General features: G+C 36.6%; 17 protein-coding genes. 5 read left to right on the top strand and 12 right to left on the bottom strand.

Annotation, left to right across the window (positions count from 1 at the left end):
• Positions 1-288 precede the first annotated feature (288 nt).
• From MKX47_RS02025 to MKX47_RS02010, 4 genes are all read right to left on the bottom strand, one after another.
• The gene (locus MKX47_RS02025; RefSeq protein ID WP_340770551.1) at positions 289-735 is read right to left on the bottom strand and encodes a hypothetical protein; all 447 of its coding nucleotides are present in this window, start codon (positions 733-735) and stop codon (positions 289-291) included.
• Positions 710-1,360 carry a helix-turn-helix domain-containing protein gene (locus MKX47_RS02020; protein WP_340770549.1) on the bottom strand — a complete coding sequence of 217 codons (651 nt, stop codon included), beginning with the start codon at positions 1,358-1,360 and terminating at the stop codon, positions 710-712. Before MKX47_RS02020 ends, MKX47_RS02025 begins: the two co-directional genes overlap by 26 nt.
• A gap of 581 nt (positions 1,361-1,941) precedes the next feature.
• A complete protein-coding gene (gene cyoE, locus MKX47_RS02015; protein ID WP_340770548.1) occupies positions 1,942-2,838 on the bottom strand; it encodes a heme o synthase in 897 nt (298 codons plus the stop codon).
• 126 nt (positions 2,839-2,964) lie between these two features.
• On the bottom strand, positions 2,965-3,975 hold the full coding sequence (locus tag MKX47_RS02010; RefSeq protein ID WP_340770546.1) for an AbrB family transcriptional regulator: 1,011 nt from the start codon (positions 3,973-3,975) through the stop codon (positions 2,965-2,967).
• 544 nt (positions 3,976-4,519) lie between these two features.
• Between MKX47_RS02010 and exaC the strand changes: the two genes are divergently transcribed.
• On the top strand, positions 4,520-6,040 hold the full coding sequence (exaC, locus tag MKX47_RS02005) for an acetaldehyde dehydrogenase ExaC (RefSeq protein ID WP_340770543.1): 1,521 nt from the start codon (positions 4,520-4,522) through the stop codon (positions 6,038-6,040).
• Between the two features lie 80 nt (positions 6,041-6,120).
• Positions 6,121-6,447, top strand: coding sequence for a DUF779 domain-containing protein (locus tag MKX47_RS02000; RefSeq protein ID WP_340777685.1), 327 nt, complete (start codon positions 6,121-6,123; stop codon positions 6,445-6,447).
• A gap of 147 nt (positions 6,448-6,594) precedes the next feature.
• Here the strand turns inward: MKX47_RS02000 and dcm are convergent, their stop codons facing one another.
• Positions 6,595-7,857: a DNA (cytosine-5-)-methyltransferase gene (gene dcm / locus MKX47_RS01995; RefSeq protein WP_340770541.1), complete on the bottom strand. Its 1,263-nt coding sequence runs from the start codon at positions 7,855-7,857 to the stop codon at positions 6,595-6,597.
• A gap of 102 nt (positions 7,858-7,959) precedes the next feature.
• Positions 7,960-9,315, bottom strand: a complete 1,356-nt coding sequence (locus MKX47_RS01990) for a Sau3AI family type II restriction endonuclease (RefSeq protein ID WP_340770539.1) — start codon at positions 9,313-9,315, stop codon at positions 7,960-7,962.
• A gap of 357 nt (positions 9,316-9,672) precedes the next feature.
• Here MKX47_RS01990 and MKX47_RS01985 point away from each other — a divergent pair, with 357 nt between their 5' ends.
• From MKX47_RS01985 to MKX47_RS01975, 3 genes are read left to right on the top strand one after another with little or no spacing between them, the layout of a single operon-like run.
• A complete protein-coding gene (locus MKX47_RS01985; RefSeq protein WP_340770536.1) occupies positions 9,673-10,440 on the top strand; it encodes a conserved phage C-terminal domain-containing protein in 768 nt (255 codons plus the stop codon).
• Complete coding sequence (locus tag MKX47_RS01980) at positions 10,441-11,697, top strand: replicative DNA helicase (protein WP_340770534.1); 1,257 nt, start codon at positions 10,441-10,443, stop codon at positions 11,695-11,697. It begins immediately after the preceding gene.
• Positions 11,694-12,152 (top strand): hypothetical protein, encoded by a 459-nt coding sequence (locus tag MKX47_RS01975; protein ID WP_340770532.1) that lies wholly within the window; start codon positions 11,694-11,696, stop codon positions 12,150-12,152. The genes MKX47_RS01980 and MKX47_RS01975 overlap by 4 nt, the downstream gene beginning before the upstream one ends.
• Before the next feature lie 72 nt (positions 12,153-12,224).
• Here the strand turns inward: MKX47_RS01975 and MKX47_RS01970 are convergent, their stop codons facing one another.
• From MKX47_RS01970 to MKX47_RS01945, 6 genes are all read right to left on the bottom strand, one after another.
• Entirely contained in the window at positions 12,225-13,079 is an 855-nt protein-coding gene (locus tag MKX47_RS01970) for an HNH endonuclease (protein ID WP_340770530.1), read from the bottom strand.
• A 334-nt stretch (positions 13,080-13,413) separates the two neighbouring features.
• On the bottom strand, positions 13,414-15,276 hold the full coding sequence (locus tag MKX47_RS01965) for a DUF1998 domain-containing protein (RefSeq protein ID WP_340770528.1): 1,863 nt from the start codon (positions 15,274-15,276) through the stop codon (positions 13,414-13,416).
• 15 nt (positions 15,277-15,291) lie between these two features.
• The gene (locus MKX47_RS01960; RefSeq protein WP_340770526.1) at positions 15,292-18,852 is read right to left on the bottom strand and encodes a helicase-related protein; all 3,561 of its coding nucleotides are present in this window, start codon (positions 18,850-18,852) and stop codon (positions 15,292-15,294) included.
• 11 nt (positions 18,853-18,863) lie between these two features.
• Positions 18,864-20,372: a hypothetical protein gene (locus MKX47_RS01955; RefSeq protein WP_340770525.1), complete on the bottom strand. Its 1,509-nt coding sequence runs from the start codon at positions 20,370-20,372 to the stop codon at positions 18,864-18,866.
• Positions 20,356-21,309 carry a hypothetical protein gene (locus MKX47_RS01950; RefSeq protein ID WP_340770523.1) on the bottom strand — a complete coding sequence of 318 codons (954 nt, stop codon included), beginning with the start codon at positions 21,307-21,309 and terminating at the stop codon, positions 20,356-20,358. The genes MKX47_RS01955 and MKX47_RS01950 overlap by 17 nt, the downstream gene beginning before the upstream one ends.
• Positions 21,310-21,561: 252 nt before the next feature.
• On the bottom strand, positions 21,562-23,280 hold the full coding sequence (locus MKX47_RS01945; RefSeq protein WP_340770520.1) for a hypothetical protein: 1,719 nt from the start codon (positions 23,278-23,280) through the stop codon (positions 21,562-21,564).
• Between the last annotated feature and the right edge of the window lie 59 nt (positions 23,281-23,339).

The following is a 23,339-nucleotide window of genomic DNA, read 5'->3' as shown; positions in this document are numbered from 1 at the left end:
ATTGTATACGTATGACCGAAATAGTCGAAGCTTGTATTATCATTTTTTTGAAAGTAAACGGCTCGACGAAAGTTGATAGCTGGGCATAGTATCCTACAATTTCAAAGATTGTTGGGTCGGTTTCAATAGGCAATGAAAACAAGCGCTGATTTTTGTTATAGAATCGCGCCCGATTGTTGAGAATCGTTAACCAATGAACGCTCCAGTTAATTCAACAAGTAAACTTTCCCTTTGGTAGTTCATCACTCAAAATAAAAGTAGAAGTTGGTTTTGTTATTTAACCGACTTCTACTTCTTTGAGCGTTTCACCCGCAATATATGTGGTAGCACATGTTCTTCAAGCACATTAGTAATTGTGTAGCCTTCCTTGCCCGGTACTCGTTGACCATCTTTCTCTTTTTCATCTTTAGGCACATGCCAATGCCAAGGGTCAAACCTTTTTATTTCCTCTGGTGTATCATTTGGATGATAATGAGCGTGGAATTTTTGAAGTATCGTACCATTTCCTGCATACCAATCATAATAATATTCTACTAAATCATTTTTATCGAAAATTTCTCTACAATGTAGATAACAAGTATCGTCAAAGAATTTAATATTTGCTGTTACTTCTCTCCCCTTTTTATGATCTAATTGTCCTTCCGGTGTTTCAGAAAATGATACGGTATAAATTTGCTCATACCGTACTTCAAGGTTGCTAAAGGTTGTTTTAGTTATTCCTAACTTTTTTGGCACTTTTCAACCTCACTTTATACGACCACCAAACCGAAGCATCTGTATCTGCTTCCGATAATTCCAAAATTGTCATTTCACCGAAAACTTCCTCAAAGGTTTTACCATCGTATTTTTCTTCTAATTCCTTTATCGAGTGCTTTAAATAGGTGATCTCATCTACTTCAGGTTCTTGATTTTCAGCTTCCCAATTAGCTTTTAAAGTAGCAATTGTAAATCGTTTTCCATTCGATAAAATCACTTCAGCATCTTCAGGAATTTTAGACCACTTATTTCCATCCTTTTCAACGCCTTTAATTTTCCCATCACGTATCCAAGTATTAATTGATTGTTGTGATACACCAATAAACTTAGCAACTTCACTTGTTGAGTATGTTACTGTACTTTCTTGCATAGACTCCGTTGAAATGTGTGCTAATAATTGATTTAGATATTCAACAAGCTTCTCACTATTAGATAAGTTATCTTCATTCCATTCGTTTCGATACTGCTCAGCACCTTTTACCGTAAATAATAAGTGCTTAACCAATGTAGCAGTCACTATTAGGTCTGTTTCGACCATCTTTTTCGTATAATCGTGAGCAGCAGTTCCAGTTAAAATCTCTCTTTCAATTACTGTAGGACGCATAATCATCTCACCTCTCGCCTCCATTTTATCGTTAGATTTTTAATTTGTCAAAAAACTGAAAGTAAACTGAAAGAGCCCTTATCGTTTAATTTTGCCATTTATATATTCAAATTATACAAAGCAATAAAAGAAAAGAACCTTACCAGAGCCATAAAAATGCGAGAAACCTTTTTATAGCGCTTCATTGCCTTCATTTGGAGCTACCAAAGCGCTGCATCACAAAGCATCCCTCCAAAAAAACAACAAAAACCCCAACTGCCCACAGGAGCGTTGGAGTTTCCTTTTTCCGTACTTGACCATATAAAAATAGGGGGTTTTATATGTTGTCGAAGTCCTATACGAAATTTGAGTAAAAGTAAGCATATCATATTGAGAGCGAAACTTATGTTCAAGCAATTTGCTTCGCTTGATGATGTTATCATAACACGTGCCACCAGACTTCAAAATAGCTGTGGTTTGATTGTCATAGGATGCTCACAACTTCTGTTCACAGAATATTAACTTCTTTGGGTGGTATGTATTTCTACGCACAAAAAAAATCGTAGCCGCCATGGTTTTCATAGTGACTACGGTAGACCTTATTAGAGCGCATTTAAAATTAGCCCGACTGACGCATAGATGAATACTGTTCCAAAAACAGCCATCATATGGAATAACGAGTAAGCAAACATTTTGTTAGCCCACTTTTTCTGTTCCTTTTTCTTAGACGCAGTAATACTCATCCACAGCCAGATAACGCCTAAAATAAACGACACGATTGTTAAACCTAAGCTAAGCGGTAAAAATAAAAAGCTTGAGATAATAAGTAAGACAAGGTAAATATTCGATTGAATATAGGTACGCGCTTCCCCTTTTACTACGGGTAGCATGGGGATATTCGCTGCAGCATAGTCTTCTTTTTTACGAATCGCAATGGCGTAAAAGTGTGGCATTTGCCAAATGACCATAATTAAAAACAATGCCCATGCAGCCGGATGCCAAATGTCTGGTGCTACAGCTGCCCAACCAATTAACGGTGGCATAGCGCCAGAAATACTGCCAACCTCTGTGTTCCAAATCGTACGGCGCTTTGTCCACATTGTGTAGGGCACGACATAGAAAAAGACACCTAAAAAGCCAAGAAATGCTGCAAGCGGTGAGGCTAAGTAAAGCAGAACACAGCCTACAATGAGTAAAAGCATAGCCGCGATCAGCACCTGCTTTACGGATAATTGACCTGTTACCGTTGGACGCATTTTGGTACGCGGCATAATTTGGTCGATGTCTCGGTCATAGACGTTGTTAAATGCACCTGCAGCGGCAATAACAGCGGCAGAGCCAAGCGTTGCAAAAATAATGGCTGGAATATGTTCCATAAAATTCAATTTATATGTGTAGAGTGCGAGCATTAGCGCGGCAATCATCGGAATCAAATTTGATTTGATAATGCCCGTTTTTACCGCTTGCGCCCACAACTGTCGATTTGATTGCGTTTGCATGTTTCTTAATCCTACTCCCTCAATTAATCACTTTCTCTAGTATAACCTAAACCGCTGGCAAAGGGTTAGCTTCCAAGCTCTTTTTCAAATAAATTCAAGCGAAAAGCCGTAAAATCGCGGACACAATTAAGTTTTTTTCTCACGATACACCCATTTAATAAGCGGCAGGATACAAAGGAAAATAAATAATAAACGAAACAGCTGAAACACGGTCACAACCGAAATATCCGCCTGTACAGCAGCGGCAAGTATGCCCATCTGGTCGAGTCCTCCTGGCGCTGTACTTAAAAAGCTCGTCGCAAAGCTTAAATCTAAATAATGTGCGATAAGCAAGCTAGTCCCATAAGTAAGCACAATCATTGCCATCGTACTGGCAATCCCACCAATTAACACTTTTACAGGTAAACGCAATGTTTCTGGCTTTAACAACAACCCAATATATGCACCAATTAAAATTTGGGCAATATGCAAAACATCGCTCGGCATGGGCGCGGCTTCAATCGCAAACAGCTTCAGTGTAATGACAACCAAAATCGGGGTTAAAAACTGGGCAACCGGTAGTTTCATTTTCTTGCCTAATGGAACAAGAGCCGCCGAAAGCAAAATCAGCACGACCACTTGCCACCCGTCCACAGAAATCGGAATCCCTCCGCCACTCGCTACATGCCCCGACACCAAAAATGGAATCAGCAAGACAACGCCCAACACACGGATAATATGAAAATACGTCACCGCCGTTAAATTAATATCTCCCTCTTCCTCTGCAAAAAGCACAAGCTGGGACAACCCTCCCGGAACATTAGCCGCGACCGATGTTTTAAATGATAGTCCCGTCGTTTTGGAAATGACCCATGCAATACCTAAACAAAAGCCAAATAATATGAAATTGATGATAACCATAGCTACTAGTAAGGATTTAAAATCGCTAAAAAGTGTCAAATCAAACTGCTGCCCAATCGCCACCCCGACAATAATCAAGCCAACATTACGCAGCACAGCCGGCCAGCGCAAACGGTCTTTAATGAAAAACTGCGCGATGAGTACCGAAAAAATCGGTCCGAGTAGCCACGGGATGGGCAAAGACAAAGCAGAAAAAAGGAGCGCGCCTATTAGTGCAATTATGAATACAAGTATCATTTATTTATCACCACGTTCCCCCCCATAGATCCAATCATTTTCATTTCGCTCTCTATTTTACCAGTATTCACTAAATTTCTTGCATATCATTTGAAAAAACATACCCCATCACTGAAATAGGAAATCGAGTGGTACGGGGGCGTTATTTGCGAATACAACAAAACTCCATTACTTTTTAATGCCCCGACTGTCATCGCATGGTCAAAAAGCATAAAAAAACACCTCAAATCGAAAGTAATTACCGAGAATTTTTATGCATATTATATAATTTTCATTCATACTACAATAGTGTTATATAATACTCTACTTACTATATCAGTAGCATATCATTGAACTAAATATTCTTTTATACTCTCCATCGAATACTATTGTACCAATACACCACTATTTTACAAATCCTAATAAATATTCAATTTTTCTATTAAAAATAAACTATTCTGAATATTTTTCGAGGTTATTTCGATTGCAATCTTCTATTCTCCGATGCATAATCGAGGCATAAAGTATTCTACACTTTAAATCTAACGTAATGAGGCGATTATTTATGATCTATGCAAATCCTAATACTGCTGGTGCAGTCGTTAATTTCAAAGAACAATACAATAACTTTATCGGTGGCGAATGGGTTGCTCCCGTTAAAGGCCAATATTTAGACGTAAAATCTCCAGTAACAGGTAAAGTTTTCACATCTGTTGCTCGTTCAACTGAAGAAGATATCGAATTAGCTTTAGATGCTGCATATGCTGCAAAAGACGCTTGGGCACAAACTTCTGTTGCTTACCGCGCAAACATCTTAAACAAGATTGCAGACCGCATCGAAGCAAACTTAGAAACAATCGCAGTTGCTGAAACTTGGGACAATGGTAAAGCTGTTCGTGAAACATTAAATGCTGATATCCCATTAGTAGTTGATCATTTCCGCTACTTCGCTGGTGCGATTCGTGCACAACAAGGTGGCATTTCTGAAATCGACAACGATACAGTAGCATATCACTTCCACGAGCCAATCGGGGTTGTAGGTCAAATCATTCCTTGGAACTTCCCATTATTAATGGCTGCTTGGAAAATCGCTCCTGCATTAGCTGCTGGTAACGTCATCGTCATGAAGCCTGCTGAGCAAACACCAGCTTCTATGATGGTATTAATTGAATTAATCCATGACTTATTACCAAAAGGTGTATTCAACGTGGTGAACGGTTTAGGTGTAGAAGTTGGTAAACCACTTGCAACAAACCCACGTATCAACAAAGTAGCATTCACTGGTTCTACTGGCGTTGGTCGCTTAATTATGCAATATGCAACAGAAAATATTATTCCAGTAACATTAGAGCTTGGTGGTAAATCACCAAACATCTTCTTCCCAGACGTAATGGATCAAGATGATGAGTTCTTAGATAAAGCAATTGAAGGCTTAGTTATGTTCGCATTAAACTCAGGCGAAATTTGTACTTGTCCTTCTCGTGCATTAATCCACGAATCTATCTATGACAAATTCATGGAGCGTGTATTAGAGCGCGTAAAAGCAATTAAAATCGGTAACCCATTAGATACAGAAGTTATGATGGGTGCTCAAGCTTCAAACGAGCAATTACAAAAAATCTTATCTTACATCGAAATTGGTAAAGAAGAAGGCGCTGAATTATTAGTAGGTGGCTACCAAAACCAATTAGATGCAGATCAAGAGGGCGGCTACTATGTGGCACCAACTGTATTCAAAGGAAACAACAAAATGCGCATCTTCCAAGAAGAGATCTTTGGTCCAGTATTATCTGTTACAACATTCTCTACTTTTGAAGAAGCGATGGAAATTGCGAACGATACAGAATTCGGCCTAGGTTCTGGTGTATGGTCTCGTAATATGGACACAGCTTACCGCGCTGTTCGTGGTATCCAAGCGGGTCGCGTATGGACAAACACATACCACCAATACCCTGCACACGCTGCATTCGGCGGTTACAAAAAATCAGGTATCGGTCGTGAAAACCACTTAATGATGTTAGACCACTACCAACAAACAAAATGTATGTTAGTCAGCTACAACAAAAACGCTCAAGGTTTCTTCTAAGCCAAAAAGTGCTAAAGGGATGTGCTAATTTAGCGCATCCCTTTTTTTATTCCCTCTATTGAAAGGTGGTTCAAATTTTGATGGAAAAACTAATCGCAACTGAAAAAGCTATTGACGTAATTGAACGCTTAAAAGCCAAGCACGGCAATCTCCTATTCGAGCAATCCTCAGGCTGCTGTGATGGCACTGTGCCGATGTGCTTTCAAGCAGACGGTCACTATATTAGCAGCCAATTAATTTTAGTCGGCGAAATTGCCGGTGTCCCTTATTACATCGATAAAAATCAAAATGATTATTTAAAGCATATGCAAATCATTGTGGACGCAATTGACGGACAAGGTGCTGCCTTTTCCCTTGAAAGTGCAGAGGGCTATGCGTTTATTATGCATTCAAAGGTTATGGGATAGATGGAAATGCGATGACCTGTGAGAGAATGGAGCATCGTGTTTTTTTAGTTAAAAGAGTATTTCTTTTTAACTGTTTCAATAATAATTCCATATATTAAAAAGCAATCTAATCAACGTTAGATTGCTTTTTATATAAGTTACATCAGATTATTGTGTAAACGGCATTACAGTCTGTGTAGAAGTAACCGTTTCCTCTTGGTCAATTTTCAAAATTGTTTGACCCATTTTTTCAATTAAATCCACAACAAGGGCATTCCCCATACAGAAATAACGCATACGATTTGGCATCCCTTCCGTCCAATTTGTCGGGAAACCATTTAAGCGTTCACATTCAATCGGAGTTAAGAAGCGTTTGCGTCCATTTACTTCAATAATATGTGTACTACGATTGACTGAAGCTTCACTTGTTAGCATTGTACGCCCAGGTCCATTAATATCATCAGTGGGTGACATACCACCTTCTGAGAAAATATAGTTAAAGCCTTCTGCTGATGTACGTTCGATTTTTTTCGGGCCTCGTAAATAGGCGAATTTCGTTACCTGCTCCTCTGTTAAGTAGAAGCTCTCGTCTACTTCGGCTTCGTCCTGTAAAATATCCTTTAGCGGTGTAAATTTTTCTTCCATAATTTCTGTATGCGCCGTAAATACTTTCCCATCAATCATAACACCAGCTGTGTGGAATTCATGTGCAAATGTATCTGAAATTTCAACAATATCCTGTGGTAGCTCTACTGTATTAATTCTGTTTTTATATGGTTGCTTTTTGACTGGAAACGTTTGTGCAAAGAACCCCTCACTAAACACAATTTTCTCTGAGGTAATTTTTTGCTGCTTTTGTGCAAAATCTAAATGCTTTTTATAGGCAAAAATAAAAACCCGTCGACGTTTTTGCGCAAACCCTACTTCGGCAGCATTCACAACACGCCATTCCACAATATATCCTAAATCACGAAATGTGGCTAGCATTACTGCAAAATCACGACCACGCTGTTTCGATGGCGATTTTAATAGTCGATCGACGTTTTCAAGTAAAATATATTTCGGATGCGAGTGCTCTATCATGCGCTTAATTTCCCAAAATAAGACACCCTTTTTCCCTTCTAGTCCTTTTTCATTATTCAAGCTACGGGCCACTGAATAGTCTTGGCAAGGAAATCCTCCTACCAATAAATCGATTTCGAATTCGTTTATAACTTTTTCCGGAACTTTAGCTATATCTTCATTACTAAAACTATTGATTCCTGTCATAAAATTTCTTTCGTAGCATTCATAAGCATGTTGTACTTTGCGGGAAGGCTCCCATTGGTTTGCCCAAACTGTTTTAAAAACATTTGCGTTCGCTCGTTCTAAACCTAATCGAAACCCGCCCACTCCTGCAAACAACTCGACTACGTTCAAAGTGTTTTTCATAGCGAACATCCTTTCCTTTTTCATAGACATCCACTATTATAACTGCTTTTCATTCAAATTGGAAGATCGAAAACTTAATATTATAACATACAATTTCTTCTATTATTCAATGCCACTAATAATATTTGCTACATACCCCGCATTAAACCAATAACATTGCTTCGTAATCATTTGCCCATCAGGGAGAGCCACTTTGTCACTACTATCTTTTCCTTTTGGACGAACATGGAATTTGCCATTAAATTTACTATCAGGAAGATTATTAGAAATCCCCTTCTTCGTTTTAGTCAGCTTTACCCCTTCATTAACCACGCGTCTAATTTCCGTCCAATAGTGAAATAATTCGTTATCAATTTGTTCCTCTGGCATTTGCCATAATTGAATACCTTTGAAATATAATTCGTCATTTTCATCAATTTGAAATATCACAAAAAGGAGCTTAGTTTCGGAAAAATAATTATATAGAAAACTATCCTCCCACTCCTCTTGAATAACTTCATGAAAATCAATATTAACAAAAGACATGCTCTCTTTCGGCTTACCATTCGGTTTTAAACGCACTGTTTTAAATTGAATATTTGCCTTTGCAAACTCAGCAATTGAATCAAGCTTTGTTCCTTTTACCCCTAATAAAGCACTGACTAATGAAGGTACAAACGATTTATGTTTAGGATTAACTGAAATATTAAAATGACTCGCCATTTCATCACGTTTCATACCTATGTATGGTGCAAATCTTTCATTCAAAAGTTGTTCAATTGTTTTAGTTTGCAACTCCTGTTTTGTTGAAAAGTACGTTAATCGTTCCAATGAAATCATTTCACGAATAATCGATGTCATATAAGAAGATTTAAAAGAATAAGCACGTTGCTTCGCTTTGATTTCACTGAATGGTTGCTCACGCATTGAGTTTTTATTTACACCTTTTGTACATGGGCTTAAATACTCAAAATTCTTTTCTGTTAATAAATGTGCTTTCCCTTCGTTGATAAACTGGTTAAGTCTTTCCCAATCCCGTCTAATAATAATTAAATCCTCTTCTGGATACTCATATAATATAGCTTCTAAAATTTTATAATCACGTGGATCCATTTTAGGCACCCACTTATAAAACATCAATAAGAGCTTTTGATTTTTCTTCCAAAAACTTGAAGTCTCAAACGTTTTATTATATTCTTCCATGTAATTTATTATATTTAACACAAGACGTTCCTTCGCCGAAAAGCTACCATTTTTATTTTCTTTAATAGCTGTTACTTTTAATTCAATCCCTAACTCTTTAAAATCTGGTTCAGAATTAGAATTGATTTCATAACCAAAATGGCTCTCCTCAATAACATGCCCAAAGCCGCCTTTTAAGATTTTCGAAAGGCGTTCTTTTTGATCAATTTGACGAAATGTTTTATTCTCCGCTTCTTTTGCTTTTTTTAAAAGTTGTTGCGATGTTTTGTATAACACTTAATCACCTCAGTTAGATTTGAATTCCTTTACTTTAATATCAATATATCAAATTTAATCTCCTTTGCTATTTAAAATTTAAAGAAATTTAGTTCTCTTCAAAATATACAAAAAAATCCGTCCCCTCCACCAACCACTAATATCCCTTCAGAGTGTCCATCTGTGTCCCCTCTGAGAATCCACTTTATTACCACTCTAAAAGATTAGAGTATTAAAGATTTAAAAGATATTTATTGTCGTATTCAAAATACGACGATGGCTAATTAAAAATTTTCAAAAAAACTTTGCAAAGCCAGTCCCCTTTTTGTCTTTTACATGCCATATACATGGTGAAGACAATTTTAAGGAGGAGACGAAATGAACTTATTGACGACTGAAAATCCACTCATTGTTTTGCCACAGCTTGCTTGTGTGATTGGACTGGAGGAAACAATTTTACTGCAACAGCTGCACTATCGCTTACAGCAACAAAAGGAAAAGCACAACGGAGAAATCTGGTATTGCCAGCCACATGCAAAATGGCAGGAGCAGCTTCCATTTTGGAATACGCCGAAAATTAAGCGCACCCTTCGCAAATTAGAAGATTTGGCGATTGTCCACTCGACCGATCAGTTCAACCAATTTCAGGTAGACCGCACAAAATGGTATAAAATTGATTACGAAAAATTACAAAACCTCATTGACAACTATAAACAGCTGTACGCCATTGACGAGGACGATTTTGCACAATTATCGGCAAGCAAAACTTTCACACCCACTCCGAAGCCAAAGCACAACAAAAACAATGCACAAAATAAAGCGATTGCTAAGCAAATTGATGAGGTGCTGCTGTACTTAAATGAACGTGCTTCTAAAAACTTTAGCTTAAAATCGCAGGCGAATCGCAATTTTATTAGCGGACGTTTGAAGGAGGGGCATAGTGTCAATGATTGCCGCCTCGTCATTGATGAACAGGTGTCCTGCTGGCTGCATGATGCCGAAATGGAAAAATATTTGCGCCCGATGACATTATTTCGCCCGGCGAATTTCGAAAGCTATTTAAACAATGCGCTGTCGAAGAAATACAAGCCAGCACCGACACCACAGCCAGTTGTTTTAGATTTTAATGCGGGGGAGGAATTTTAGATGAAAAAAGAATTTTTGGAGAAAAGTATTTTAGGAACCATGCTGGAGGAGAATTACTTAATATTAGACAGCAATCTCACACCCGAGATGTTTTACGGGCAACATCATCGCATGCTGTTTACGATGATGCGCGAGCTGGCACTTGAAGATCATCCTGTTGATTTCATGACACTGAGTGCGCGCTTTGAGCAAGTTACACAGATTGGGCTTCCGTATGTTACAGAGCTGATTCATTTTTCAAATCCTGAGAAGTTCGACGCCTACGTGCAGCTTCAGCGTGAGGTTTGGTGTGAAAAGCAAAAGGGGCAAATACTATTTCAAGCAAACGAAGGCGATTGGCCGATTCCGCAAATTATACATGCGCTCGATCAAACGCAGTTAGAGGGCGATTTTCATGATACAACAATCCTTCAAACTTTAGCGCATATGGAAAATCGACCATTCGAGGAAACGATAACACCTGGCATTGTAATTCCACATATTCAGGATTTGGCGCTACTCATTGATGGCTTCCGACCTGGCGAGGTAACAATTTTAGCAGCGCGCCCGTCAATGGGCAAAACCGATATGATGAATAACTTGGCGCTTTATGCCGGCTGGAACGGACATTTGCCGATTATCTTTTCACTGGAAATGAGCACCCGTAGCTTACTCGATCGCTGCATCGCCACAGCAGGCAATTATTCCCGATTGAAGCTACGGAACCCAAAGCAATATTTCACATCGGAGCAGGCAAAAAATTGGAGTATTGTCCTCAATCGCGTCCATCAATCCAATGTCCAAATTGACGACCGTAGCCATTTAGCAATTGCTCAAATTCGCGCACAGGCTAGACGAATCATTCGCCAAAATCCGAATTTAAAGCCCATTATTTTCATCGATTATTTGCAAATCATTCAATCCGAAAACGACCAAGACTTTTCAGCGATCGCCACAAGCAAAATTAGTCGCAGCCTCAAACAAATGGCGAAGGAGCTGAATTGCCCGATTATTTGCCTATCGCAGCTCAATCGCAACGTCGAATCGCGTGGCAATAAACGCCCAATGATGAGCGATTTGCGCGACTCTGGCTCCATCGAACAAGACGCCGACATTATTGTTTTTCTCTACCGCGACTCCTATTACAATACCGATGTGAGGGAGGACTTGGATTTACTTGAACTCATTGTTGCCAAAAATCGCAACGGCCCAACCGGTACTGCCTATGCCTTTTATAACCGCATGACCGGTCATGTGCTATCCCGAGGCAGCTCATGAAAGCGACGACTGTCTACCAGCTACTGATGGATATGGTCAAGAACGAGCAAAACTTCGGTGCCTATTGGATTTACCTCGCACTCAAAAAGGGCTACTTACAAAAATACGACCGCCCCGAGCGCATTTACGACGTGCCCTTCACCGAAGAAGAATTAAATGAGCTACAGCAAATGAATAAGCAGGACGTCCTCGGCATCAATCGCATCAAGCTTTACGCAACAGAGGTGAAGGACAAGCATTACGCCTTCTACTTTGCCGAAAACCCCATTGATGCCCAGCGCATGCACGAGCAGCAATTCAACGTAGCCGCAGTAAAATGGCATAGCGTCTACGAGCAATTCCAGCACGAATCCATCCGCCTGCCCCATACCGAGGAATGGATCTATCTCTTTGAACTGAAGGAACGGACGAAGGTGTTTCCTGCGTTTGTTGGGGTTTGGAAGGTGGGGGAGTAAAAACAAGCGCTTCTACGATGAAGTTACATTGTAGAAGCGCTTGTTTTTATTATGTTCTTTTCCTTAAAAAATTCACAGCAACCCATAAAAATTTTTCAGCCGCGCTATATCAATATCTATTCCATAGTTCTCATAATTTTTTTGACGTTTCTGGAACAGTATTTCTACTAATTCCCCTTTTTCATGAGGGACGGCATAGTGAATTTGACGATGACAATTTGGGCAAAGTGTCACAATATTATCAGCAAAATCAATCGTGTAATCATAATAATCCTGTGCCGCCATCGGGATTAAATGATGAGCTTCAATATAATTTTGATGATCGGCAGCGTTTATAAAAGTTCGATGAGCATCATTCATTTCACAAGTATAATTAGCACGTCTTTTAGCTTCGATACTTTCTGCTAGGCTTCTAGGATAGCTTTCGCCAATTGTATTTGGCTTTTTCGCTAATTTTTCTTTCGGACCGTTTACTAGCATTGCCCTTAATTGCTCATCTACTATAGGTTCTGTATCGCTATTTTGTTGATATAAATGGTTGTTTAATTGAATATCTGCATATTCCTCCTGTGCTTCACATTTCGAGGTAATATAGGCTCGAAAACAGCCAATTGTCGCGCTTGGAAAATGCTTTTCCTCCTTATTATAGTCTTTGAACTGCTCATGCCGACTTAGCCTTTCCAGTTTTTTGACCGCCTCAAAGCTAACAAGTGGATCCATAACCTCTTCAAAAAACGCCTCATAAAAAATGATAAGCCGTATTAAATAACGTGCATACGAGCTCGCCTTGCCACTACTTTTTGTTGATTTCCCCGCCTCTACTGTTAGCCTTTGCGCAAAGCTTTCGAAATCATGATAGATATTTTCATAGGTTGATTTGGTTTTAATATAGAGCGTATCGTTGTAGGGAATTTTTCGGAAATTCATATGATAACACCACCGATTGATTCATTAGTATTTTTTAACCTTGACGCATAACTACCGCGAGTTTTTCAGTTGCTTTTGCATACATATATATATACTTCAACCTTAAATTATTTTGATAAATATGTTGACCAACCCAATTCACCCAGTACTTACTTGATGCAGCTTCCAATGAAAATCGGAGTATTCACAATTTTAGAGATTCATCTATGTATATGTTGATATAGAAACTTACACTTACAAATAATCCCTTTATTACTAATTTCATGAAAAATCAGTCAATCAAAAGATATGATAATTTAATACTTTTATTTTACAGTCAAATAATTACTGAATTTCACTTAAAATATCCAATTTTGGGATCTACCAAAAGACTTCTATCTAGATATAAATTCCAAAATTCACAAGAAGTTTCAGGAATATGCGAACAATTGTAGCATGCAGCACCATTAATACCATTAACGCCTTGTCCTTGTGTTTTTCCAATTTCAGTACAAACAGGATCTGAGCTACACCATTCAGCTTTATTTTTCGCTTTATCGATAATATGAAATATCTTATCTTTCAAGCCTAGGCGAACAAGCCCTCCTAAAGTACCTTCTGCATCTCCTGCTGAAATATAAATTAAAATGCCAGATTGTTCTTTATCTAAATAAAGCCTTTCTCGAATCGATGCACGATTGTATCCACAAACATTTGCCAGTTCATCGATAAGAAAATGTGAAAATGTATGTAACATAATGTTACCCGGCGTTATTATCGTTTCATCACGATGCTCAACGTGTGAGATACGTTGTAAATATCGTTTGAAATAGCTCTGTACTGCTGAAGAATTTTCCCATTTCTTTATTTGTTCCAAATTAAATTGAATGAAAATACCTTCTCCATAAACCTCATTGACCGGTAGCCAAAGTTCTTTTGCATTATCTAAGTCCTTATATAAAAACGGATAGTAGCTGCTGTAGTCTGTCGTATTTTTATAATCTTTACGATCAAAGCCGTAAAGTGCCGTAGTTTCCTTTAAACGAAGCACACGTGAAATGCGCTCAAAATAATTACTATAATAATTTGTTTCGGCTGCATCATCTTCAAATATCCATTCAGGCTCTACCTTTAATTCTTTTGAATTCACAACTGTGGTCAGCTTTTCAAATTCTTTTTCTTTAATTAATAGACCAGGTTTTTCAAGTTGTTCTTCCGTATATTCAAATTGCTCGCTAGATTCGACATATAGTAACGCTTCTTTAATATCTTCCTCTGTAATTTGTTCACCTAATTCGAAACGTAAACTGCTACGGATATACTGAACTTTACTTTCATCATTATCCATTAACTTTAAAGTTTCACGTATTAAAAATTTTGAAGGAGACTGGATTTTAGAAACTACTGTATCTACATTTTCACTGTAATCTCCAGGAATCGCCAATGCACTCATTTTTTTTGCCATGTAGACAGTTATCGAGTTACGTAAAATTGCTACTGGCGCTGCACTACAAGGTTCCTTTTCAGTTCCACACCACGGACGTTCCCCACGACATGTATACTTATTAGACTTTGAATCGTTTAATTGATTACCTAGATAACTTGTCCCTGCTTCTTTATCTGCTGAGGTAATACGATTTAAATCTCGTGAAGCATTGCAACCTTCGCAAATTACACGCCATGAATCCAACGTTGTACCACCACTTGTTTTTATTACCAAGTTTCCTTTACAAGTTGTATGATCATCACTATGTGCCCATTCACGCCATGGAAAATCTGATAAGTGACCATGCTCACAAATAACAACAAATGGTACTTGTTTAAATTGACGTTTTTGTTGACATTTCGGGCAATCTACATAAACAGTTGTTTGATCCAACTCAAGTTCTTTAAGCGTACGGCAAGCTCCACAATAATGCCATTTTGGAAAACGCATTAGTGGTATAACCAAATTACTATTTGGTACTACTTCCATTTTACTTTTCGATTTTTTTCGAAACTCTGGTGGTTTATAAAATTTATCTACTTTTAAAACAGCTTTTAAACGTGGCTCGTGAACTTCAAACTCTTGTAATTCTGATGATGAATTACCATGAAAATCTCTAAACCATAAGTCCAGAGCTCCTACTACTGCCGTTTCACCTTCAGGGCTAATAACAAGTGATCCAGGTCCTTCAGTACCGACCAACTTCGATCGTCTCATTGGTAAATATCTCATTCTGTTCCTCCCTTACTACCAGCTAAATTCTTCGATATCTTCTTCTAATACTGTAATTGATGCTAAACATTCCGCATCTACACTACGTAATGAATTTATAACTGAAATACTGCTTGGATACTTTTCTGCATCAGCTAATTTACCAGCCTCATGCATTAAGCCTCGTTGTGTATCTGAAACTCGCCAAGTTTCATAACGCCCCTTTAACAATGCATTCATAAATGTAGCAAACTGTTCCTTCATTATGTCTACTTGCTCCGCATCAATTAATTCAACACGCTTTAAAAATCGTTCACGGAATTTTATAAATCGTTCATCTTTAAGTGCCCGCCCTACTTCTTTAGTTGTTGGAGATTGTGCCAGTTCATTATGAAGACGTTGACGCATAAACCCAATAATTACAGCGGTTAAGCCTCGATCAAGTGATGCTGTTGAAAACGGCGTTAAGCTTGTCGTTTCCACTTGAGCATACAAACGTTGGTGATAACCAATAAAATGTTCAAAATGTGATTTGTCGCGCGAATTTTGATTTGAATAAATCGTTACAATTAAACCAGGACGTTCATCTGGACGGCGTCCTACTCGTCCACTTACTTGTATATATTGTGCCGTCATTTTTGGTTGTCCTACGATTCCCATGAGTGAGAGTCTGTCAATATCAACACCTACTTCAATAATGTTTGAGGCTAAGCAAGCATTCAATGCTTGAGTATATCCTTTATCATTTTTCATTTCATAAGGAACATTTAAATCATCAATAGTTTTGGTAATTTCATTACTTTGTTTACGGGATGTAAGCTCTAATGACGAGAAAATAGCTCGTCGATTTTTAAAATCAATTCCTTCACGCTGAACTAATGCTTCAATATAAGTTGGAATGTCACTGCTAAATAGATTTAGACCTGCTCCCAAATCTCGTAAACTATTATAAAATGATAGTAGCGTCCAGAATGGATCTCTCTGATCTTCTGGAAAGCTATTTACTTTTTGTAATAACGCTGAATACGTCATAACTTGCGCCATGAGAATACGGACTTTTGATGGAAATACCCCAATATATTTACGCCCTGGTTTGGGAAGGTCATGCTCATCCAATGCAACTTTTGAGAAGAAAGAATCATCAATATCTATTCCTGGATTTGGAAATAAACGAGCGTTTTCACGTCCAAACAAACATTTAGCCTGTGCCTCAAATTCTTTAATAGTAGCTGTAGCTGAAATTATTTTAGGTTTAATCGGATTTGGTCCACGATCATCAATACAAAGTTCCTCTATCAAAACTTCATAAAGACCTGTTAATGTCCCAAGCGGCCCCGAAATCAAATGCAACTCATCTTGAATAATGATTTGCGGTGGCGAAAGTACGCGTTCGCCTTCCTCATTGATACCAAATAAACGTCGTGCCTCGTTACGCCACGAAATTTGTACAAATTTGTCAATTGTACCAATTAAGAATGTAGGCTGTTTTTTATAAATCATTTCATCTATAAAATATACGGGAATTTCATCATTAAAATGGCAGTCTATATCTGGGCAATGTACAATTAAATCACCGTCTATGATTTTAAAACCAATAGCTTGTGATTCATTTTGCTTTGCACCTTTTCCCTTGATTTTTACTTTTCCGATTTCACACCCGCACCATGGGCAACGTGTAATTGCTAAATTATCCAGACCCTGTGGCTTTTGCATTTTACGAACTTCACTTATTGCATCAACTGTACGATTTGGCGTTGTTTTCGATCCAACCCATATACCAATAGAATATGGTATATCTCCCAGTACATCAGCGTTTTCACGACGAATATACTCCATAGCACATAATAAACGTGACGCACGTTGAAATTGATCTGCAGTTAGAAGTCGTAATGTATAACGCATAATTATATCTACACCAGCATCTGTATTATCTACTAAACGACGATAAAACATTTGAAATGCTGCAACACCTAAATATGCTTCAGTCTTACCTCCGCCGGTAGGGAACCAAATTAAATCAACTATTTCACGATCTATCGACTCTTTTTCTACAAGAGATTGAATTGACATTAAGAAAAATGCAATTTGGAAGGCTCTCCAACTGTTATCTTGTTTTTCTAAATTCAACATTTTTCTCATTACTTTTTCAAATGACTGATCAATTACAAGTTCTAATGTATTTCCAGCTTGTTCTCGTGTGTAATATGCTTTACGAGGTGTTTTACCATTAACTTGCTGTAATAATATTGCTTTGTTAGCATATTTAAACGCTCTCAACACTTTTGGTTGTTCTAGTAATACTAGCCCTCTTTCCATACGCAATAAACTTTTACGACACAAATCTAAATTAGTATTTGCCGCTTCTATTAACTCTGGCTTTGTAATCGTTTGGACTATTTCTCTTTCACGTTCATCAATCCATTTCTTGTATCCATTCACAAGCGGTTGTAATATTTTTAATACATCTTCATAGGTTTCGACATTCATTAACTGCCGCATTTCAATTTTCAACGGCATTTTTTTACCTTCTACTTCGATTTCAACATCTGGTGTCATACTTTCGGTCTCATAGGATGGAATAAATGTTGTTGAGAACTCTTGAATCGCTTTCTTTTTATAATCCCATGTCACCGCACAATTATGACCGAACGCGTAGTTCAACTTATTTTTGAATAATAGTTCATTATTCCATTCATCTTTTGTTAAATCTAAATTACGTTCCGATACTTTAGGATAATTTAAAAAATCCCCTTCATTTGCGCTAATTGTAATTTTGGATTGAAAAATAGCATACTCATCTTTATTGAATGTTAACGGAGGAGAAGATACGTTAATCGCAGTCACTGTAAATAACGCGTATTGTTGCTTCATACGGCACTGTAAGTGTAGTTTTAATTTGTAGCGCGATACAGGTGTATTAGTAACATCTACTAACTCTACATCATATTCCCTATAGCTAATTTTTTTTGTTATATCAAAATCAGCAACCTGTACATTAATATTCGCGCTAACAGATTTACGTAGCCACCAATCTTCTTTAAATTGGTAATGCTTATCAGCACCAGATTTTTTATCTTTACCGAAAATATACGCTTCAATTCGGTGTTTATCATACACACCGCCTGTAAACAGAATATTAAATGATTGCGAACTGTTCGCTAAACAAAACGTTACCCCCATACTTGAGATGTTTTGATCGTTTTGCTGCACTTGTGGCGGTACCTCTTCTAAACCATCCTCTTCTTCAAGTTCATCACGATCCATTTCATCTTGTTCTTTATAAAATTCTTCACTCCCTGATTCAAAGTCTAAATTTTCATAGACATCGTTATCAAAACTTTTTAATTCAAAAGGATACAACATTCCTGCTGCATAACGGCGCGAAGGGGACTCACCTTGTAAGACTTCTTCTTTTACGGTACCGTGCAAATAATAGTAATTAGCATTTAATTCATCAAAAGATGTGAACTTAGTGTTACCAATTGGGTTAAATTGAACAGTTGTATTATTAATGTCACCCGGACCAACAATCTCTTGTTCAACAGATTCAATAAGTATTTCACGATTCCTTAATGCATTTTCTAACTTTGAATTCATATTGACTCACCTCAAGAATTTATAATTTTTAATGTATCTCTCTCCGGTATAAAATAAGTTTTCTCCGATAGTTTTTGAATTTCTTCAATATTAAATGATGTACCTTTAAACTCCTTCGATTCGAAAGTATAATAGCCTTTTTCCTCAATAATATTTTCTAAATTTTGATCAAGCTCATTCATTAAACTATTAGAAATCTTTCTACCTGCAGAAATGTGAGCACTATTAATTAACTTTGTAGATTGTAAAATCGCATTCTTCGTATCTTCTTCAATACGCAAAATATCAAGTAATTCTGACAAGCATGATGGCTTAATAGCAAAGCTACTAATCCAATATTTTACATTGTGTACGCGTGCAACTTCCAAATTATATTTTTTACGATAAACCCTTGAAACTTTATCTATTCCATTTACTTCAACAATTTTTCGCAGTTTACGTTTCCAAATTTCAACATGCTTCCTATGAATTGGTGCTTCATCTCCTAGTATTTCGTCCGCAATATCACGAATGAATGTCGTAGCGTTTTGCGTACGAAACAAGAGAAGATCGCCTTTTTCGATTTCTTTTACATATGCTTGTGCAATCTTTAATGTATCCCGATCAATTACATTAACTTTTTGCCTCATTGGTAAAAAAATATAATTATTATTTGAAATATCCGCTAGTTTTACTTCAACTAGATCTCCCTTTTCATTTCCTTTGCTTTCATACTGTGTCAAGATTATTTCTTCGTGTTCTTTCAAAGAAGATTCATTTGAAACTTCTTTTAATGAAATACCCTGTATACCTGGATCAATTTTTACCTTTCGATAAATTGTGTTAATCAACTGTTCTTTAGGAACAATATTTTTAAATGATGTCATAGGAAGCAATTTGTTTTCAAAATTCCCATACGCTAAAAACAAAATTTTATTAGAATAAAAAACTTCGCTAAATTTTTTATCAAAATAGCTTGGTGTTCCAATAAATATTAATGTATCAACATATCTACCATCATCTATAAATTCTTTGTCAGACATCACACGAATCGACGTAGTATCGAACTGTAATTCACTGTCTAGAATCTTATTTTTTATCAAAATAATAGAACTTTGTGGGTCGATTTTTTGTGATTCAATCAATGATTCTATATGTATTAAATAAGCATTTTCTTCGATAGTACGCAATTTACGAATAACATTGATAATCGGCTCAACAACATCTCGAAATAACTCATTATATACTTTACGCCTAGTAAAATTAATAAAATTACGAATTTCGGGATCGTTTGCCTGAAAAAAAATATTGTATTTACGGATAGTACCAAAACAGCGTCGACAAATAGATAAAAATTGTCTTGTTTCCGCTTGTAGTAACTCATCTGTTGCATAATATGAGTCTACATAAACTTTTAAATTCTTCAAATATAACGTTAGTTCGTCGATTAGTGAATAGTTTACTTTTTCAAACATAATATGACTATCTGTATCAAACAGCTTATTTACTAAGAATAAATTAGCTTTACGGTATCCAGACAATTATCTCAACCCCTTCTGGTATATACGTGTTATGTTCCTTTAGGTATTCAATAAGATTTTTATTAATAACCTTGCTTTTTCCCATTAAACAATCATTTTCAATTTTAAATTGCAATTCCTCTACTTTCGCCTTCAATTCATGTCGATCTATAATAAGCACACATTTTTGATCTTTTAATAAATCCAATTTACGTATCCCACGACTACTACCATTTAGAATTATAGTTGCATCAATCGGTAGATTCTCAGTAACTTTATGTTCTAAAAATCCAATATTCCGAAAAGTTGTCAAAGAACCGTCAAAGAAAAAATTATCTAATAATATTTCCTGCTCCAAATAGCGTAGTTTCAATGTTTCTTTATAGGCATTCCACTCCGTTTTATTTGTATAAACATATGTATTTGGTGTATTTTGCATCATTACAAGTTGTAACTTTTCTTCCTCGTAAATTGCATTTAAAAACTCATCCTCTAAAATATTAAAAACGTTGTTCACTTTTCGCACATTACGGATATCTGTAATTTCTTCATCGAATATACTAATATGTGTCGCCCATCGCTCTTCTGGTACATAATTAATCGATTTTAATCGATCTCTAAGTACAATTGCACGCTTTTTCGAAATCGGATGTTCACCAATTTCCTCTACAGAATGTGCAATCCATTCGTCATCTACTTTGTATAAAATACGTTGCCCAGGTTTTAATAATAAATACTTTTCTAATAAGCGTTCTTTTATCGGATGTCGAAAATCGTAATCTATACATCCTAACGTAAATATATATGAAAACAGTAAACTTGAAGGAACAGAAATATAAAGCTTCACAGGTTCGGGTTGCATTTTTAAGAATTGTGCGAGTTCAATCCCAAACTTCATCCATTTTTCGAATGGAAGGTCCTCTCCATTTGGATGGACATATTGAAATGAGTTAAACAACAAGCAAACCCCCTCCTGACTTATGTAATGTTCTTACTATTTTAATATATTAATTGAACATATGAATCTAACATTGTGAAAAACAAACGAAATCAGTGATTTAACGATATTTAGGAGTTTAAGGCTGATTGAGTGTTAGAATGTTAAATTCAATTTATATATTTAATCTTTTTGTTAGATAGTCTCAATCTACTATAGTTATAAATAAAAGGAATTTAAATATTAATTTCCTACTACCAAACCAATAGCTTCTTATCGTCGCAATCTATACTCCCCAGCCAACTTCAAAGAACTCCACCCTTTTTGCTGACCTTCACTAAATTTCACCCTTAGCTTAATTTCATCCTGTCCATCATTCCAAGCAAGCGTTGTATTAATTGGTGTGGGTTGCTGAATGAATACTTTCACTTCTGATTCAATTTTGCCATGTTCTTTAATGACACATTGCTGCGCTTCATAAAATGTAACTACTGTTGGAGCTTTTCCAAACAGTGCTGTTAGACCCTTTTTCAATTTCTCTTGATTCGCCTGACTTAGACGTTCCCCTAGTCTAACGGAAACTTCTTCCAAGCTTTCCTGATGATTGACAACACCCTGTTCAAATAGCAATTTTACCTGGTCAACTACATCTGACATTGACCCAATTGCAAAAAAGTCGGCTCCTAAAATCGTACCAATGCCAGGATTTTTCACTGTAATCTGACTCCCTAATTTTGCAACGGCTTTTAATGAAAAATAAGTATCAATTTTACGTCCATTTATATTCAAAGTAAGTAGTAAATCGGCTGTATCTAAACGATTCTTTATATAGTTTTGCGGTACTAATTGAATGCTTTCCAATTCATAAATTGTATACTTTTTTGTTAAATAAAGTTCTATTTCCTCAATTGTAACCTTTGCTGATTCTATTAAGTAATCAGCCGCCTGCTCCTTCACTTTTGGCACATATGACTCATACATAGTAATAAACTCTTTCGGATCTACCTGATACACAGAGGGGTATTTTTCCACAAAGCTTGCATACACAAGTGCTTCATTGCATTTTCCAATCGCATTAGGGTCTGTTTTATGTGTAGTTGTTGGATTCTTTTTCAGTTTATTAAATTTCTTCAACGTGGCTTCGTTAATTTTTACACGCTCATTATCTAATGGAAACAAGTCATAACTTGTTGCGAGCTTTATACTAGATGTCGGAGAACTTTCAAATTTTAAGCGTAATGTTAACGCTGTTTCACCAATACGAATCCCTACTGTATCATTTCCCTTCTTGTATAATTCAATTTCATTATTAAATTGAACAGCAGGTTTCCATTCCTCAACAGCAGAACAATTGTTCTTACTTTTGTAATCTGTTATAATGTTTATACTATCGAGTAACATCAACTCTTTAAAACCGTTTAAAAACCCCTCCGCCATTGTTGATTGAGCTTGCTGCAATAATTCAAACAACTGTTTCCTTAAATTAAACAGAAAGCTTTTACGAATAGGATTAATTTTATCCGTAAAACTTGGATATAACACATTAACTTTAGCCTTTAAATCTCTCGTTTTTGAATAGATATTTACTTCTTCGACCGTTTCAATAACACTTGTTAAAAATTGATCGTACTCATACGCAACGATTCGGTTAAATTCACTTTGTAGCCCTTCAGATTGAAAATATTTTTCGAGAAAGCTTTTTGCTCCAATATTTTTAGGCTGAATTTTCTGTTTTCCTTCAATAGAAAACAAATTTACTTTTACCGCTTCTCCATCTTTTAAATATAAGGTCAAATCTGGGTGCTCATCCGGCTTTGGAAAATCAAATTTAACCTGAACAGCTTCTATATTCAAAAATTTATTAGCTATATAATCCACCGTCTGCTTTACCTCAGTTGGATAGCTTTCAATATTTTCATTATTTAAAAACCGCTTTAATGCCGCATATACATTTGCAACATGCAGATTCCCTTTGGATTTTAAAGAGACCATTTGTTTTCACCCTTATCAAATTTCTTTTATTTCTATAGTACAATAAAACCTACCACTTT

Origin of the sequence: Solibacillus sp. FSL R7-0668 (assembly GCF_038006205.1) — a bacterium.
Lineage (GTDB): Bacteria > Bacillota > Bacilli > Bacillales_A > Planococcaceae > Solibacillus.
The sequence above is the reverse complement of the archived record's forward strand: the minus strand, read 5'-3'. Positions and strand labels throughout refer to the sequence as shown.

Coding starts and splice junctions, on each gene's coding strand:
- MKX47_RS01970 (WP_340770530.1), bottom strand. CDS start 13,079: ATGAATTTCCGAAAAATTCCCTACAACGATACGCTCTATATTAAAACC.
- MKX47_RS01960 (WP_340770526.1), bottom strand. CDS start 18,852: ATGAATTCAAAGTTAGAAAATGCATTAAGGAATCGTGAAATACTTATT.
- MKX47_RS01985 (WP_340770536.1), top strand. CDS start 9,673: ATGAACTTATTGACGACTGAAAATCCACTCATTGTTTTGCCACAGCTT.
- exaC (WP_340770543.1), top strand. CDS start 4,520: ATGATCTATGCAAATCCTAATACTGCTGGTGCAGTCGTTAATTTCAAA.
- dcm (WP_340770541.1), bottom strand. CDS start 7,857: ATGAAAAACACTTTGAACGTAGTCGAGTTGTTTGCAGGAGTGGGCGGG.
- MKX47_RS01965 (WP_340770528.1), bottom strand. CDS start 15,276: ATGAGATATTTACCAATGAGACGATCGAAGTTGGTCGGTACTGAAGGA.
- MKX47_RS02020 (WP_340770549.1), bottom strand. CDS start 1,360: ATGCGTCCTACAGTAATTGAAAGAGAGATTTTAACTGGAACTGCTGCT.
- MKX47_RS02000 (WP_340777685.1), top strand. CDS start 6,121: ATGGAAAAACTAATCGCAACTGAAAAAGCTATTGACGTAATTGAACGC.
- MKX47_RS02010 (WP_340770546.1), bottom strand. CDS start 3,975: ATGATACTTGTATTCATAATTGCACTAATAGGCGCGCTCCTTTTTTCT.
- cyoE (WP_340770548.1), bottom strand. CDS start 2,838: ATGCAAACGCAATCAAATCGACAGTTGTGGGCGCAAGCGGTAAAAACG.
- MKX47_RS01945 (WP_340770520.1), bottom strand. CDS start 23,280: ATGGTCTCTTTAAAATCCAAAGGGAATCTGCATGTTGCAAATGTATAT.
- MKX47_RS01980 (WP_340770534.1), top strand. CDS start 10,441: ATGAAAAAAGAATTTTTGGAGAAAAGTATTTTAGGAACCATGCTGGAG.
- MKX47_RS01975 (WP_340770532.1), top strand. CDS start 11,694: ATGAAAGCGACGACTGTCTACCAGCTACTGATGGATATGGTCAAGAAC.